General features: G+C 61.0%; 12 protein-coding genes. 4 read left to right on the top strand and 8 right to left on the bottom strand.

Annotation, left to right across the window (positions count from 1 at the left end):
* Window positions 1-137 precede the first annotated feature (137 nt).
* Both trxA and LGH74_RS09665 read right to left on the bottom strand, forming a co-directional pair.
* Window positions 138-443: a thioredoxin gene (gene trxA / locus LGH74_RS09670; protein ID WP_226175110.1), complete on the bottom strand. Its 306-nt coding sequence runs from the start codon at window positions 441-443 to the stop codon at window positions 138-140.
* Window positions 444-601: 158 nt separating this feature from the next.
* Entirely contained in the window at window positions 602-1,048 is a 447-nt protein-coding gene (locus tag LGH74_RS09665; protein WP_226175108.1) for a hypothetical protein, read from the bottom strand.
* A gap of 265 nt (window positions 1,049-1,313) precedes the next feature.
* Between LGH74_RS09665 and LGH74_RS09660 the strand changes: the two genes are divergently transcribed.
* Both LGH74_RS09660 and LGH74_RS09655 read left to right on the top strand, forming a co-directional pair.
* On the top strand, window positions 1,314-1,643 hold the full coding sequence (locus LGH74_RS09660; RefSeq protein WP_226175106.1) for an HNH endonuclease: 330 nt from the start codon (window positions 1,314-1,316) through the stop codon (window positions 1,641-1,643).
* Between the two features lie 72 nt (window positions 1,644-1,715).
* Window positions 1,716-2,774: a DUF6687 family protein gene (locus LGH74_RS09655; RefSeq protein ID WP_226175104.1), complete on the top strand. Its 1,059-nt coding sequence runs from the start codon at window positions 1,716-1,718 to the stop codon at window positions 2,772-2,774.
* A 43-nt stretch (window positions 2,775-2,817) separates the two neighbouring features.
* On the opposite strand, the gene LGH74_RS09650 is transcribed toward LGH74_RS09655, so the two are convergent.
* The 5 genes from LGH74_RS09650 to LGH74_RS09630 form a co-directional block, all read right to left on the bottom strand.
* Complete coding sequence (locus LGH74_RS09650) at window positions 2,818-6,255, bottom strand: AAA family ATPase (RefSeq protein WP_226175102.1); 3,438 nt, start codon at window positions 6,253-6,255, stop codon at window positions 2,818-2,820.
* Between the two features lie 94 nt (window positions 6,256-6,349).
* Entirely contained in the window at window positions 6,350-7,591 is a 1,242-nt protein-coding gene (locus tag LGH74_RS09645) for an exonuclease SbcCD subunit D C-terminal domain-containing protein (protein ID WP_226175100.1), read from the bottom strand.
* Between the two features lie 4 nt (window positions 7,592-7,595).
* Window positions 7,596-8,000, bottom strand: a complete 405-nt coding sequence (locus LGH74_RS09640) for a DUF7668 domain-containing protein (protein WP_226175098.1) — start codon at window positions 7,998-8,000, stop codon at window positions 7,596-7,598.
* A gap of 78 nt (window positions 8,001-8,078) precedes the next feature.
* Window positions 8,079-9,458, bottom strand: coding sequence for an MBL fold metallo-hydrolase (locus LGH74_RS09635; protein ID WP_226175096.1), 1,380 nt, complete (start codon window positions 9,456-9,458; stop codon window positions 8,079-8,081).
* Between the two features lie 150 nt (window positions 9,459-9,608).
* A complete protein-coding gene (locus LGH74_RS09630; protein WP_226175094.1) occupies window positions 9,609-10,064 on the bottom strand; it encodes a DUF4890 domain-containing protein in 456 nt (151 codons plus the stop codon).
* A gap of 209 nt (window positions 10,065-10,273) precedes the next feature.
* Between LGH74_RS09630 and LGH74_RS09625 the strand changes: the two genes are divergently transcribed.
* Complete coding sequence (locus LGH74_RS09625; RefSeq protein ID WP_226175092.1) at window positions 10,274-11,857, top strand: amino acid permease; 1,584 nt, start codon at window positions 10,274-10,276, stop codon at window positions 11,855-11,857.
* Window positions 11,858-12,067: 210 nt separating this feature from the next.
* Here the strand turns inward: LGH74_RS09625 and LGH74_RS09620 are convergent, their stop codons facing one another.
* Window positions 12,068-12,292 carry a hypervirulence associated TUDOR domain-containing protein gene (locus LGH74_RS09620; protein WP_226175090.1) on the bottom strand — a complete coding sequence of 75 codons (225 nt, stop codon included), beginning with the start codon at window positions 12,290-12,292 and terminating at the stop codon, window positions 12,068-12,070.
* A gap of 177 nt (window positions 12,293-12,469) precedes the next feature.
* On the opposite strand from LGH74_RS09620, the gene LGH74_RS09615 reads away from it, so the two are divergent.
* Complete coding sequence (locus LGH74_RS09615; RefSeq protein WP_226175088.1) at window positions 12,470-15,556, top strand: amidohydrolase family protein; 3,087 nt, start codon at window positions 12,470-12,472, stop codon at window positions 15,554-15,556.
* Window positions 15,557-15,573: the final 17 nt, after the last annotated feature.

Genomic DNA, 15,573 nt, shown 5'->3' with positions numbered 1-15,573 from the left:
AGTTTACGGCTACTACCTGTTGCTGAGGGTACTACCGACAGCAGGCCGCCGCCGGTAGCAGCTTGGTCCTGTTTCCGCGTACTCCTACCAGCGGGATACTCCTGTATAGAGCCGGGAACAGGGGCAAGGGTTGCTTGCTACAGGTAAGATTGCACCGTCTGGCTCAGCTGCTGCGCGGGCACCACGCCCGACTGCCGCCATACCGGTTGGCCTTTGTGAAACAGAATCAGCGTGGGGATGCCCTGCACCCGAAACTGCTGGGCCACGGCCGGGTTGCGGTCCACGTCAATCTTGATGATTTTGAGTTTGCCCTGGTGCTGGGCCGCCACCTGTTCCAGAATCGGGGCCATCGTTTTGCAGGGCCCGCACCAGTCAGCATAAAAGTCGACCAGAACCGGCATTCCAGGGCTGTTGATTAGTTCACTGAATGATTTCTTGGGCATTGCTATTGGGTATTAGGTGGTCAGCTTCCAACGGCAGCCTGCACGGCCGCCGGTTTCATATACGCGCCCCGGCTGGTTTAAGGCATCAGCTAAACCAGAAAAAACCCGCTCCTGGCGACGCAGGAACGGGCTTTTTCGGAGTGCAAAAACTTCCCGCGCTAGCGCCGGTCGACCTGGGTAATATCGTTGCCTACCTCGGGGAACGTGAAGCGGCCCCCTACTACTTTCTTGCCGGCTACCTGGCATTCCCAGGTGTAGCGGCCGGGCGTGCCCTTAGCGGCCTCGCCTGCCTCGGTTTTGAAATAATCAGGGTCGGAAGGCTCCGACGGGAAAATAACGTCGATACCGTTCTGGCCTTTTTCAATCTGTTTAACCAGAACGTACGCCTTGCCGGTGCTCTGGTCGGTGACTACGAAGCGGGCCGAGTAGGTGCCCAACTGGCCAAACTTGTCCATGACTCCCATCTTAATGTAGGCGTCGGTTGAAACCAGCCAGGTCTGGGCATGGGAGGCTGTTGGAGTCAGTACCAACAAGGCCAGCACTAAGCCGGCTGCCCGGAGCAGATGTGAGAGGCGCAGTGAAGTGTTGTGAGTAAAGTCACTCATGGTGTGTAGGTAAAAAGGTTAGGAAGACAAGATTAAAAGAGAGAAGAAATAGGATTTTTAAGGGTTTCCCATCCCGTAATAGCAAGCATTGACAAGTTGTTAAAACATCCAAAATGTAGCCTGGCAGTGTACGTACTCCATCTCCGCAACCAAATATAGAATTAAATTGAATGCAGATGCAACATCTTTTTTTATTTCTCGTCGGTAGCCATTTATAAAAACTATGCCAAGTGGTGCAGCCCAACCGCTTGCTCCTCTTTTATTTATGTCTCGCCGATCTGCCAAGCAAATAAACTGGCCGGAGTCCCACCGGCTTGCGGCCAGTTCCGAGCCGCGCTGTGAGCTGTGCCAGCGGCAGGTAAGCACTGTGTCGCGGCATCATCTGGTGCCGCGCGAAGAAGGAGGGCGCTACGGGCCCACGGTAGCGCTTTGCCAGCCTTGCCACAGCACCGTGCATCTGCTGCTTACCAACCGGGAGCTGGCCCGCCGCTACGCCACGGTGGAGGCGCTGCAGCTGGCCCCTGAGCTGCAAAAATATCTGCACTGGGTGCGCCGCAGCCGGGTGGAGCATATTTCGAACCGGCGGCGAAAGTAGGAGCTATGAGCCCGGCCGCCTAGCTTTGGCGGCTGAAGGTCCCGCGCTATTGCTTCCGTTCGTATTTCTGCCATGTCGTACCGATTTGTCCCGTTTCAGGCGTTGCGCCGGCAGCCCACCATCGTCGTGGATAGCACGGCCAACGCGGCGGCCCTGGTGCTGGCCCACTGGCGGGGGGCGCCCACGCCGCTGCCCTTGCGCGACGATACCAGCGCCGGCTCGGTGCTGCGGGCCCTGCACGCGCCGGCCACGCCGGGCCTGGAAGCTACGGTCGTAACGGCCAATCATTTCGATGTGGACGGCTTCGTGGGCGTCTGGAGTATGCTCCACCCGGAGCTGGCCCTGCAACACGAGCCGCTGCTGCGCCTCACGGCCCTGCTCGGCGACTTCCGGGAGCTGGACTGGACGAATCCGGCCGCCGACCACGCACTGAAACTGGTGTGCTGGCTCAACGCCAAAGAAAAGGAGCTGTTCTACCCGCCCTTCGGTGCGCCGGTGCTGCGCCGCCGCGAAGACGAAGCCTCGGTAGAGAAGTTCGAGTGGTTTTTGCCCCGCTTCGCCGACGTGCTGCTTGATCCGGAAAGTGGCCGGGCGGCCTGGGAGCTGGAATACGAGCGGGTGCGCGGGGCGGCGGCCATCATGCAAAGCCCCGCTACGCAGCTCACGCGCTACCCCGAAATCGGCTTGGTGGTAATCCGTACGCCCGAGCCGCTGCCGTATTATGCTCTGTTCGGCCCCACGGCCGGTTTCGATATCGTGCTGAGTATCTACGACGAACAACGCTACGAACTGGAGTATAAATACACCACCTGGATTGATCTGGAGTCGCGGCCCACGCTGCCGCGGCTGCCACTGCAGGTGCTGGCCGAGCAGTTGAACGCCCGGGAGCAAAGCCCGCACCGCTGGACCTTCGACGGTATCACCGACACCGGGCCGCTGCTGCGCCTGGCAGGCAAAACGCTGCAGAAAGCCGAGCGCTACGCCGACCCCAACCAGCGGCCTATTCATGCCTCAGCTATTGCGCCGCAAGAGCTGGAGCAGTTGGTGGTAGCCTTTTTCCGGCAGGGTTACGCCCATATCCAGCCCCGGCGCTATTGGTCGTGGGCCGAAATCCGGGCGGCGGGTGGCTGAGGGTTTGACTCCTTGAAAGGCCTTGTTTACCAGAAGTGGCAGCCTACTCCAAGTCGACGCCGAAGCCTACGACACGCAGGGAGCTGACGCCGCCGGCCCCCTTGCGCACGTTGATCTGGGTGCTTACGCGCTCCTTGAGGGCTTCGACGTGGGAGATGATGCCGATGGTTTTGCCCGTGCCCTGCAGTGTTTCCAGGGCCGAAAGAGCTATTTCGAGCGTGTCGGGGTCGAGTGTGCCAAAGCCCTCGTCGATGAAGAGCGTGTCGATCTGGGTTTTGCGACCCGCCAGCTCGCTCAGGCCCAGGGCCAAAGCCAAACTTACCAGGAAGCTTTCCCCACCCGACAGTGAGTTCATCGAGCGGCTGTTGCCGGCCTGGTACTCATCCACGATCAGCAAATCGAGGTGCTCCTGCGGGTTGCGCATGATGCGGTAGCGGTCGGTGAGGCGGTGCAGGTGGCGGTTGGCCAGCTCCACGAGGCGGGCCAGGGTGAGGCCCTGGGCAAACTCGCTGAACTTCTTGCCGTCGGCCGAGCCGATGAGGTCAGCCAGCTGCCGCCAGCGCCGGGCTTCCTGCTGCTGCTTTTCGAGCTGCTGGGCCAAGGCGGCGTGCTGTTCCAGACCGCGGTGGTGGTCGAGGAGGCGCTGCTGGCGCTGGCCGAGCTGCTGGTTGAGCTGAGCCAGCTGCTCGCCCAGACTTTGCAGCTGCTGGCTCACGGTTTCGGCCGGCTCGGTGGTCAGGTTCCGCGTTTGTTCCTGCTGAAACTGCTGGGCGGCATCGGCCAGGTTTTGCTGGGTAACGGCTACGGCCTGCTCATGGGTCTGGAGCTGCTCGGCGAGGCGGCGTACTTCGGTATCGGGCAGGAGTAGGGTGCTGAGCGCGGCCGGGTCGGGGGCCAGGCCGGCGGTTTGCAGCTCAGCTACCAGCGCGGCGTGCTGCTGCTCGTGCTCCTGCTGCTGGCGGGCGGCTTCCTGCTGACTTTTGCGTAGGCTTTCGGTGGCTACCTGCAAAGCGGTTTCCCGCGTCTTCAGCATTTCGGCGGCTTTTTCCAGCTGCTGCGTGGCTTCCTCTATGGCCACAGCCAGCGTCCGGAGCGCCGCGGCTACGTTGGTGCCGGCAAACAGCTCGTGGCGCTCCTGCTTCAACTGCTGAATGGCCGCGTGTTTTTCCAGCAGCTCCTGCTTGTGCGCGCGCAGCTTGCTCTGCAGCCGCTCCCGTTCATCCTCGGTTTGCTGAAAAGCAGCGCTGATACCGCTCAACTCCTGCTCGGCTTTGTTGCGTTCCTGCTGCTTACGGCCAAATTCTACCGCCCGCTGGCTGGCCGATTCCATAATAGCCCGGCCGTTCTGCTCGGTAAACTCCAGCCCGAAGTTGCGCAGCATACTCACAATAACGCCCCGCACCGTGGGTGCGCGCTCCTCGGCGTCGCGGAGCAGCTCACTGAGCTGGCGCACATCCTGGGCGTGGGTTTCCTGCTGCTGGGCGGCGCTGGCCTGCTGACTGCTGGCCTGGGCCAGCTGTAGCTCTATGGCCGCGTGCTGCCGCGCCATGTCCTGCAGTTGCTTTACCAACGTCCGTACCTGCTCACCTACGCTCGGCTCCTCGCTTTCGGGCAGCAGCTGAATGGGCTCATCGAGGTCAGGCTCGGCGTCGCCGCTGGTTTGCTCCAGCATCGTGACGTAGGTATTGAGCCGGTTGAAGCGCGTGCCCAGGGCCCGTACCTGCTGGCCCAGCGCTTCTTCCCGGTCGGCGTCGCGCTGCACCGAGTCGTGGCTGATACCCAGCACGCCGGCCAGGTAGGGGTGCTCGAGCGCGCCGCACACGGGGCACGGCTCACCGGCCACCAGCAGCTGCCGGGTTTCGGTGTGCGAAAGAACGAGTTGCTGCATCTGCAGGCTGCGGCGCAAATCGTCCCAGTGCTGCTGCTGGGTTTGCTGCTCTTTCTGCAGGGCGGCTACCTGGTGGCGCAGGCGGCGCAGCCAGCGGTTGCGGTCCAGAATAGCGGCCTGCTGCTCGGCAGTCAGCTGCTGCTGCTGCTGCCGGGCGGCGGCGGCGGCCTGCTGATATTGGGCCACGGCGGCTTCAGCCTGCTGCTGGCGCTGCCGGATTTCCTGCAGCCGCTGGCGCAATTGGCCAAGCTCGGCGCTCAGGTGTTCCCAGTCCTGAATATTGGCCGACAGCTCGGGCAGTACCTGGGCCAGCTCGCTCACGTTGGCGTTCAGCTCCAGCCACTTACCAAGCTCCTTCAACTGAGCCTGGATTTCCCGCAGCCGGGTGCCAGCCTGCTCAGCGTTGGCTTTCAGCTGCTTGCAGTGCTCGTTGTTGGCGTCGTAGCTCTGCCGGTCCTTAAGTAGCTCGGCTTCCTTGAGTTGAACAACCGTATCGAGCTTTTCGGCGGCGCGCAGCATGGGTTCCTGCTGCTGCTGAGCAGCGTGGGCCGTGTCGCGGATTTGTTGGGCTTGCTGGCGGGCCAGACGGGCGGCTTCAAACTGCTCCTGCAGCCGGGGCAGCTGCTGGGTGAGCTGTTCGGCCTCGCGCTGCAGCCGCTGAATCTGGGTTTCGGTTTGCTGCAGCAGGGCCCAGGGCGTGCGGAAGGGCAGGGCCTGCTCGTGCTGGCTCACCCGCCGCCGGATCGGCGACAGAACTTCGGCTTCCTGGGCCAGGGAAAGCAGCCGCTGCTGGCCGTGCTGCTGGCGGGTAGTCAGCTCCTGCAGGCGCCGGAGCCAGCTTTGGGCCTCATTCAGGCGCTGCTGCTCGGCCGCGACGGTTGTAATCTGGTTTTGGTAACTAGTTACTTCCGTGTCCAGAAAAGCCACTTCCTCGGCACTGAGCAGCACCACACCGGCCAGGCCGGCCCGCAATACGTCTACCTGCTGGGCTTCCTGCTTGGCTTTGTCGAAGGCGGCGCGGGAAATGTCGGAGTACTTGCGCGTGTCGGTAATCTTCTCCAGCAGCTGGGCCCGCTCGCCGGGGCTCGACTTCAGAAACCGGGTGAATTCGCCCTGGGCCAGCAATACCGAGCGCAGAAACTGGCGGTATTCAAGGCCGCTGAGTTCGGCTACGCGGGCTGGCACCTTCATCTTGTAGGTTTCCAGAAATGGCCAAGTTTCCTCGCCATCGTCGGCAATCTGCCGCTCGCTCAGCTCCATTTTGGGCGGCTGCAGGTTGCCGCCCGGCTGCTTGCGGGCCCGGTACTGGCCCCACTTCGAGCGGTAGTGCTTGTCGTTGACCTGAAACTCTACTTCGGCCCAGCTTTCCCCCGTGCCGTGGCTCATCACCTGCTCGGGGCCGCTGCCGTCGTGGCGGGGCACCTGGCCGTAGAGGGCCAGCGTAATGGCGTCCAGAATGGTGGTTTTGCCCGCGCCGGTGGGGCCGGTAATGGCAAACAAACCCGCATCGGACAGGGGAGAAGCCGCAAAATCGACTTCGTGCTGCCCGCGCAGGGAGTTCAGGTTAAAAAAACGGACGCGGAGAATCTTCATTCAGAAAGCCTCAGGCTACGAGGAAAAAGCAGTGCCGACAGGCAAGGACAACAGGTACTTGTAAAGATAAAGCAGGATTAACGCCCGCGCCGCATCAGGCCCGGTCTTCGCGCATCCATTCCAGCAGCTCGTCAAAAGCGCCCAGCAGCTCGGAGCGGCTGGCTTCGGGCTCGTCTTCGAGGCGGCGCTCAAACACTTCCCGCTCCGTGAAGTCGTCGAGGCTGGGGGTGAGGGGCTCGGTATCGGCCTCGTCGCCTAGGGCTCGCAGCGTCACGAGCCGGAAGTGGCGGCGGGCCAGCACCTCGATGTGGTGCCGGTCGAGCTGCTCGATGGTTTTGAGCAGCTGCTCGGCTACTTCCAGCTGCGTCAGCTCCGAGCGAACTTCCACATCCACCCAGGCCGGCAGCAGAAAGCCCGTGTTGTCGTAGGCCACCAGGCTGGCAATAACTTCATCCAGCGCGCCATGAAACCGGGCCAGGCGGCGCGTGCCAGGTACCGGCAGAGCTTCCAGAGTTGCTAGCTTGCCTTCAGCGAAATCAAGCAGCAAGATTTCCTTGGGGTGGTCGACTTCCGAAAACGAGAGCGGGATGGGCGAGCCGCTGTAACGGATATGCTCCCGGCCGCCCACGCGCTGGGGCCGGTGCAAGTGGCCCAGCGCCACGTAGTCGAAAATGGTCGGGAAATGGTCGGCCGTGACTTGGCCCAGGTTGCCCACGTGAATCGTGCGCTCCGAATCGGAAGGGGCGGCTCCGGCGGCGTAGAGGTGGCCGGTAGCCAGCACCGGCAGGCCTAAGTCCTTGAGCTGCCACACCCGCTCTACGTCGGCCACGCGGGCGTAGTGGTCGGCAATGCCCTGCTTGATGCGGGCCTCGCGCTCCTCAGCCGACTCGCCCGGCACCGAGAGGCGCACGTCCCGGTCGCGCAGGAAAGGCACGGCGCACACCACCAGGCCAGGCTTACCGGCGGCATCGTCGAGCACCAGCACCTGGTCGTCGAAGCACTCGGGCACGCAGCCCACCACGTGCACGCGCAGGTGGCGCAGCAGCCGGGCCGGAGCGTTGAGCGTGGCCGGCGAGTCGTGGTTGCCGCCCACCACCACGATGTCGCGGCAGGCGGTGCCGCGCATGTTCAGCAGAAACGAGTAGTACAACTCCAACGCCTGGTTGGACGGCGAGCCGGTATCAAAAATGTCGCCGGCCACGACCAGCACTTCCACCCGCTGCTCGCGCACGACCTCGACCAGCCACTCCAGAAAGTAGCGGTGCTCGTCGGTCCGTTCGTGGCCGCTGATAAAGCGCTGGCCCAGGTGCCAATCGGCGGTATGTAGTGCGCGCATGGAATTATAAAACGTGAATGCCCTCCAATGTGATGGTGTACAGATTATTGGAGTTCTCAACAAAAGAGAATTGAGCTGTCAAATCACTCCACTCTCCATCGAGAGGAATGTCATATTCAACAGCGTATCCGTGTTGGGCAGGTGAATCATATTTGTAAAAGTAGACCTGCTCGTCCGTCAAATCCATTTTAGCAGGGTTGGTTACTACAGGCATTCTTTCATGCCAAGCGTAATCCATGAGCACCTCGTTCAAAAGCTCAGGAGTCCATGCAACGCTATTTTCGGGATGAATAGATCCGTCAATTCTGTTGCAGGCTTCAGCAAATTTCTCTTCAAAAAGTAAGGCAATCCATTCTCTGATGAAGAGAAGAATCTGATGCTTGATTTTTGAAGAATCGAACAGGTGCATTGCGAAAATAAAAATAGAGTGGTGAAATAGCCCTGCTTTGAAGGCTGTTTCACCACTCTACCAGTAAACAACTAAAGATTAGGCGTGTGTTGAAACGGGTTGAAACTCCGTAATGGCGTCGCTCAAATCTATGATCTGGGCACCGGGCAGCGCGGCTTCCAGGATGCTGCTGCCGGCCGCCGAGCGGTAGCCGCCGGCGCAATGCACCAGAATCGGCTTGGTGGTGGGTACTTCGTGGGCGCGCTCCCGCAGCTCGGGCAGCGGAATCACCAAGGCGTCGGCAAAGACGGGCTGCTTGGCCTCGGTGTAGTTGCGGATATCGACGATGGTAAATTCTTCGGGCCGTTCGCGCACGTGCTCCACGTCGGCTACCGGGCTGGTGGCGGGCAGGGCCGACGGGGTGAGCAGGGCGCCTTTGATGTTGCTTTCGTAGCCGATTTTAGCCGTTTTGCGAATCACGGTATCCAGCGCAATCTGGGAGTCGGCAATAAGGTAGAACGGCTCGTTGGGGCCTACGACCGAGCCCAGCCAGGTTTCAAACTTGCCGCCGTCCTGCAGATTGATGGCGCCGGGCAAATGGCCTTGCTTGAACTCAGCCTGCGGGCGCGTATCAATGATAACGACGCCGGCTGCCAGCAACGCATCGGGCTGCAGGCGCGGTACGGCCCGCACGCTGTCTTCGAAAGGCAGGGCCCCGACCTTGTTGAGCTGTACATCGTGGCCGAAGTACTTGGGCACGAAAGGCTGGTCTTCGAGGAGCACTTTCACGAATTCCTGCTCGCTCATGGGCTGCAGGGCGTAGTTGGTTTTGAGCTCCTTACCGATGGTGCTGTCGAGGTCGGTGCTGGTAGTTTTGCCGCAGAGGCTGCCGGGGCCATGGGCCGGGTATACCCGCGTGGTAGCGGGCAGGGTCATGAGCTTGGTGCGGGTGCTGTGGTACATCTGGGCCGCCAGCTCCTCGCGCTTATGGCCGCCCACCAGCTCGTTTTCGCGCAGGTCGGGCCGACCTACGTCGCCCACGAAGAGCGTGTCGCCGGTAAACACGGCGCGGGTCTGAGCCAGGTCGTCGATGAGCAAAATCGAGATGCTGTCGGGCGAGTGGCCGGGGGTGTTGAGGGCGTGCAGCTCGATGGTGCCCAGCGTTATCCGGTCGCCGTCGTCGAAGGGGCGGTGGGGGTAGCTGGCTTTCACCAGCTTACTGCAGTAAATAACGGCGTCGGTTTCCTGTGCTATTTCCAGGTGCGACGACACAAAATCAGCGTGCGGATGGGTTTCGATAACGGCCACAATGTTGGCCTCGTGCTCATCGGCGAAATCGTAATACTGCTGCGGGTCGCGGGCGGGGTCGATGATGGCGACCTGCCGGCCGCAGCGGATGGCGTAGCTGGCGTGGGCCAGGCCCTTGTCGTAGAATTGCTGAATCTGTACCGACGCGGTACTACTGGGAAGCGGACTCATGGGGTATAACGTTGGTGGACGCCGGGCCTCGAAAGGCAGGCGGATAGGTCAAATATAACAAACGGCTCCGGGAAATGTGGGGATAATCGGCCAAAGAAAAACCCCGGCCACCAGGGTCGGGGTTTTTGGCAACTGCTCAACGAGGCAGGGCTACAATTCGCTCTTCAGCTTCATTTTGCCGCCCTGGCCATGCTGCTGGCGCTTGGCCATGCGGTCGGCCTGCAGCTGCGAATACTTGGTAAACTGCTCGGCCGTCAGGATTTGCTTGAGCTGGGCATCGTTCTGCTCCTTGAGGGTTTTGAGTTCCTGGCCCATGCCTTTCCGGTCGGCGGCGGTGGCATATTTGCTGCGTACGGCTTCCATCTGGTGGGTGTTGGTGAGGGCCAGCTGCTGCACTCTGGCGGTTTGCTCGGTCGAGAGGCTCAGCTGCTGGGTGAGGTGCTTGGTCATCATTTCGGCGCGCTGCTCGGGCGTGGCCTGGGCCATGCGGCCACCGCGGTGGCGGGCAGCCGGGCCGGCCGGGGCAGTAGTTGAAGGCGCAGTTTGGGCCCAGGCGGTGGTGGTAGTCAGCGCGAGGGCAGTCAGGAAGGCAAAGGCGGTTTTCATCGGGGAGAAGTTAGGATACAGGTACGGCCGTTGGATGGGCGAGGGGCGCCAGGGTTTAAAGCCGCGTTATCGGAGCCAGGCAGTGCAACTATGCGGCGGGTCCGGGCTCTTTAGGGGCGAAATGCTGATTATCGCCTATATTCGGCTCCTGATACCGAAATTGACATTTCCATACCTCTCACCTTTCTTTCTTCTCTCTTTTCTATTGTATGGCAAACATTTTCGCCAAAAAACCACTGGCCCAGCTGCTGGGCGAGGCTAACTCCACCGGCCACGGCACGCTGAAACGCACGCTCGGGGCCGGCAACCTCGTCGCGCTGGGCGTGGGCGCCATCATTGGCGCGGGTCTGTTTGTGCGCACTGCCGCCGCCGCCGCCCAGGCTTCGGGCCCCGGCGTTACGCTGGCTTTCGTAGTGGCCGCCATCGGCTGCGTATTCGCGGGCCTGTGCTACGCCGAGTTTGCCGCTATGATTCCCATTGCCGGCTCGGCCTACACCTACGCCTACACCACCATGGGCGAGTTTGTGGCCTGGGTTATTGGCTGGGCACTGATTATGGAATACGCGCTGGGGGCCGCCACGGTGTCCATTGCCTGGAGCGAATACCTCAACAAGCTCCTGGAGGTCTTTGGCACCAGCATACCGTACAACCTGAGTCACTCGCCCTTCGAAAGTGCCGTAGTCAACGGCGTTACCGAGCACGGCCTGATTAACCTGCCCGCCCTGCTGATCATCGTGGCCCTTTCGCTGCTGCTGATCAAGGGTACACAGGAGTCGGCTATGTTCAACGCCGTAGTAGTGGTGTTAAAAGTGGCCATCGTGCTGGTTTTCATTGCTGTGGGCTGGCAGTTTATCAACCCCGCCAACCACACGCCCTACCTGATTCCGGAAAACGCCGAGCCCGTGAAAAACGCGGCTGGCACCGTGGTGCGCGAGTACACCGAGTGGAACAAGCACGGCTGGGGCGGTATCCTGGGCGGTGCGGCCATCGTGTTCTTTGCCTTTATCGGTTTCGACGCCGTGAGTACCGCGGCTCAGGAAGCTAAGAATCCCAAGCGCGACATGCCCATCGGTATCCTCGGCTCCTTGGCCGTCTGCACCGTGCTCTACATCCTGTTTGGCCACGTGCTGACGGGCGTTGCCAACTGGCGCGAGTTTGCCGACCCGGCCCTGGGTGGCGAGGCTTCCGTAACCTACGCCATCAAGGCGCACATGCCCGGCTACGAGTGGCTGAGCACTGCCGTAACGGTAGCTATTTTGTTGGGCTTCTCGTCGGTAATTCTGGTGATGCTGATGGGCCAGAGCCGCGTGTTCTTCTCGATGGCCAAGGATGGTCTGATGCCAAAAGCCTTTTCGGAGCTGCACCCGCGCTTCGGTACGCCTTATAAGTCAAACATTGCCCTGCTGATTTTCGTGGGCGGTTTCGCCGCTTTCGTGCCCGGCTCTTTGGCTGGTGATTTGACCTCGTTCGGTACGCTGCTGGCCTTCGTGCTGGTGTCGGCTGGCGTCTGGATCATGCGCCGCTCCGACCCCGAGCAGCACCGCCCGTTCCGCGCGCCCCTGTCGTCGCCCGTGTTTCCCTTCGTGCCCATCATGGGCATTCTGGTGTGCACACTGATGATTCTGGCCCTCGACGCCTTCACGCTGAAAGTGGCCATGGGCTGGATGGTGCTCGGCTTCATCGTGTATTTCCTCTACGGCAAGCGCAACTCCATGCTCCAGAAGGGCATCGTGGTGGTGCCCACCGAAATGGAAGAGCAAGCCTTCATCGAGCCCGACGTACATAACCGCTAGGTTTCAACGTATTCCACAAAAAAGCCCCGTCAGCATTGCGCTGGCGGGGCTTTTGTTTTTAGAACAGGTGCATAGAACAGTCATGCTGAGCGCAGCAACGCGGAGCCGAAGCATCTCTGCTGCGTTGCAAGAGCAATTAATCAGCATTCGGTAGAGATGCTTCGCTATGCTCTGCATGGCGCTCTTTCCCAGTCGAATAATGACGCCCTGTTACTTCTTGCTCTTGGCCGCCACTGCTGTTACCTCACTTTGAAGCTTGATGACCCGGTCACCGTTTTCCTGCACGATGATAAACGCTGGGTTGTCGGGCGTGCCGTTGCGGGTAATGTCGCTGCCCTTCAGCTTGCGCGTGACGGACTCTTTGTGGGTTTCTTCAATCTTGCCGGTGGCCGTACCGGTGCCGTATTTCCAGCTGACGAGGGTGCCTTTGCGCATGGTGGGAGTAGTTAGAGCGAGTAATACCTGAGGTACAGACTTTGAGGCCAAAATGTTGAGTTAACCCATAAATGCCACGCTTGATTGCGGATTTTTCAGTGGGAAAGCCCGAAAAGTGCGGGGCTGCCGCTACCTTTCCACCCCGACGCCTTATTCCTCATCTTCCACCATTCCTCGATGTCTATTTCTCTACGCCAGCTGGGGCTGGCCGGCGGCCTGCTGCTCACGGGCCTCACGGCTGTGGCCCAGCCCAGCACGTATCCGCGCAACGGCGTGTACGACCAGCGCCCTGGCCTGTATGCCTTCACCCACGCCACCATTTTCACCGACTATAAAACCCGCCTGACCGATGCCACGCTCGTTATCTGGGATGGTCGCGTGGAGGCTGTGGGCACCAATGTGAAAATTCCGGCCGGCGCCGTCATCACCGATTTGAAGGGCCGCTTCATTTACCCTGGCTTTGTGGATCTGTACGCCGGCTACGGGCTGCCCGAAGTGAAAGCGCCCGAGCGGCAGGGGCGGCGCAGCGGGCCGCAGTTTGACAGCCAGAAAGCCGGAGCCTACGACTGGAATCAGGCTATTCACCCCGAAACCAGTGCCGCCGAGCTATTTAAAGTCAACGAGGAGCAGGCCGACGTGTACCGCCGCCTGGGCTTCGGGGCGGTGCTCACCCAGCAGGCCGATGGTATTGCCCGCGGCACGGCCGCGCTGGTTACGCTGAACACGGCCCGCAAAGAGCAGGAAGTGGTACTGGCCGACCGCGCCGCCGCCGCGTTTTCCTTCGACAAAGGCACCAGCCCCCAGGATTACCCCAGCTCGTTGATGGGCAGTATTGCGCTGCTGCGCCAGACCTACCTCAACGCCGACTGGAACCAGCGCAACCCCACCAAGGAGCAAAACCTGTCCTTGCGGGCCTTCAACCAGCAGCGCCAGTTGCCCCAGATTTTTGAGGTGCGCGACAAGCAGTCGGCACTGCGGGCCGATAAGGTGGGCGACGAGTTTGGGGTGCAGTACATCCTGAAAGGCAACGGTGACGAGTACCAGCGCCTGGCCGATATCCAGGCTACCAAGGCTCCCATTATCGTCAGCCTCAACTTTCCTGATGCTTATAACGTGGACGACGTGTACGACGCGTCGCGCATTTCGCTGGAGGAGCTCAAGCACTGGGAAATGGCCCCAGCCAATGCGGCTATGCTGGCTAAAGCCGGCGTGCCCTTCGCGCTGTCGGCTGCCGACTTAAAAGACAAGAAGAAATTTTTGCCCAATCTGAAAAAGGCCATCCAACACGGCCTGAGCGAGGAGCAGGCCCTGCGTGCCCTCACGGCTACGCCCGCCGAACTGCTGAAGGCGCAGAACCAGGTGGGTAGCCTCAAAGCCGGTATGGTGGCCAATTTCCTGGTGTGCTCCAACCGCCTCTTTGCCGACGACAACGTGCTGCTTGACAACTGGGTGCAGGGCCAGCGCTACCAGCTCAGTACCGTGCCCACCGATTTCCGGGGAGTGTATACGCTTAAGCTGGCAACGGCAGAAAAAGTCCTGAAGAACGAGTTCAAGATTAGCGCTGATATGCGCCTGCTCATTCAAGGAAAGCCAGAAGCGCCGGAGCTGAAAATCGTGCAGGCTCCCGGTGATACGGCAAAAGGTAGCATATCCGTGAATGGAGAATTGGCGACCATCGTCTATAACCCGACGCCCAAAACCAAGGGTGCGGCCGTGCGGCTCAGCGGTTTCTACACGCCCGAAACCCGCCTGTTTCAGGGCGACGGGCAGCTGGCCGATGCTACGCCGGTGAAATGGAGCGCCCAGCGCCAGGAAGAAGCTACCCGCGCCGCCCGCCGCGACTCGGCTAAAGCACCGGAGCCGGTGCAGCTGGGGCAAGTACAATACCCGTTTGTGGCCTTTGGCCGGGCCCAGGTGCCCGCGCAGGAAACCGTGGTCATCAAGAATGCTACCGTATGGACCAGTGAGGCCGCCGGCAAGCTGGAAAACACCGACGTGCTGCTCCAGAATGGCAAAATCCAGAAGATTGGTAAAAACCTCGCGGTGCCCAAGGGCGGCCGCAGCATCGACGGTACCGGCAAGCACCTCACGCCGGGCATCATCGACGAGCACTCCCACATTGCCATCAGTGAGGGCGTAAACGAAGGCACCCAGGCCGTAACCAGCGAAGTGCGGGTCAGCGACGTGGTCGATGCCGAGGACGTGGACGTGTACCGCGACCTGGCCGGCGGGGTAGTGGCCTCACAGCTGCTGCACGGCTCGGCCAACCCCATCGGCGGGCAGTCGGCCCTGATAAAGCTGCGCTGGGGCATGACGGCCGAGCAGATGAAAATCGAGGGCGCGCCGGGCTTCATCAAGTTCGCCCTGGGCGAAAACGTGAAGCAAAGCAACTGGGGCGAATTGAATGTGCTGCGCTTCCCCCAGACCCGCATGGGTGTGGAGCAGGTGTTCGTGGATGCCTTTACCCGGGCCAAGGAATACGAGCAGGAGTGGAAAGCCTGGAACAAGCTGGGCAAAGGCAAGCAAAAGAAAGGCGAGGCCCCGCGCCGCGACCTGGAGCTGGAAGCCCTGGTGGAAATCCTGAACCAGCAACGCTTCATTACCTGCCACAGCTACGTGCAGAGCGAAATCAATATGCTGCTGAACGTGGCCAACCGGATGGGCTTCAAGGTCAACACCTTTACTCACATTCTGGAAGGTTACAAGGTGGCCGATAAGATGAAGGCCCACGGCGCCAACGCCAGTACGTTTTCCGACTGGTGGGCCTACAAGAACGAGGTGCGCGACGCCATTCCCTACAACGCAGCCATCATGCACGACGCGGGCCTGAACGTGGCCATCAACTCGGACGACGCTGAAATGAGCCGCCGCCTGAATCAGGAAGCCGCCAAAACGGTGAAGTACGGCGGCCTTTCTGAGGAAGAAGCCCTGAAACTGGTGACCATCAATCCGGCTAAAATGCTGCACCTCGACAAGAACATGGGCAGCATCAAGGAAGGCAAGGACGCCGACGTGGTGCTCTGGACCGACCATCCGCTGAGCATTTACGCTCACCCCGAGCGCACCTTCGTGGATGGCCGCCAGCTGTTCGACGTCGAATCGGATGCCCGCATGCGCCAGGAAGTGGAAAAGGAGCGGCTGCGCATCGTGCAGAAAATGCTGGATGCCAAAAAGGCCGGCGCGCCCACGCAGGGCGCTACGGCCAAGGCCAACAAGCACTTCCACTGCGACACGATGGGCGAAGACAAAGAGCTGGACAACTAGCCGGCCGCCAGACTATT

The sequence above is a fragment of the Hymenobacter lucidus genome (genome assembly GCF_020447265.1).
In the GTDB taxonomy this organism is placed as follows: Bacteria; Bacteroidota; Bacteroidia; order Cytophagales; family Hymenobacteraceae; genus Hymenobacter; species Hymenobacter lucidus.
The sequence above is the reverse complement of the archived record's forward strand: the minus strand, read 5'-3'. Positions and strand labels throughout refer to the sequence as shown.

Coding starts and splice junctions, on each gene's coding strand:
- LGH74_RS09645 (WP_226175100.1), bottom strand. CDS start 7,591: ATGCGCGCACTACATACCGCCGATTGGCACCTGGGCCAGCGCTTTATC.
- LGH74_RS09625 (WP_226175092.1), top strand. CDS start 10,274: ATGGCAAACATTTTCGCCAAAAAACCACTGGCCCAGCTGCTGGGCGAG.
- LGH74_RS09655 (WP_226175104.1), top strand. CDS start 1,716: ATGTCGTACCGATTTGTCCCGTTTCAGGCGTTGCGCCGGCAGCCCACC.
- trxA (WP_226175110.1), bottom strand. CDS start 443: ATGCCCAAGAAATCATTCAGTGAACTAATCAACAGCCCTGGAATGCCG.
- LGH74_RS09660 (WP_226175106.1), top strand. CDS start 1,314: ATGTCTCGCCGATCTGCCAAGCAAATAAACTGGCCGGAGTCCCACCGG.
- LGH74_RS09615 (WP_226175088.1), top strand. CDS start 12,470: ATGTCTATTTCTCTACGCCAGCTGGGGCTGGCCGGCGGCCTGCTGCTC.
- LGH74_RS09640 (WP_226175098.1), bottom strand. CDS start 8,000: ATGCACCTGTTCGATTCTTCAAAAATCAAGCATCAGATTCTTCTCTTC.
- LGH74_RS09635 (WP_226175096.1), bottom strand. CDS start 9,458: ATGAGTCCGCTTCCCAGTAGTACCGCGTCGGTACAGATTCAGCAATTC.
- LGH74_RS09665 (WP_226175108.1), bottom strand. CDS start 1,048: ATGAGTGACTTTACTCACAACACTTCACTGCGCCTCTCACATCTGCTC.
- LGH74_RS09650 (WP_226175102.1), bottom strand. CDS start 6,255: ATGAAGATTCTCCGCGTCCGTTTTTTTAACCTGAACTCCCTGCGCGGG.
- LGH74_RS09620 (WP_226175090.1), bottom strand. CDS start 12,292: ATGCGCAAAGGCACCCTCGTCAGCTGGAAATACGGCACCGGTACGGCC.
- LGH74_RS09630 (WP_226175094.1), bottom strand. CDS start 10,064: ATGAAAACCGCCTTTGCCTTCCTGACTGCCCTCGCGCTGACTACCACC.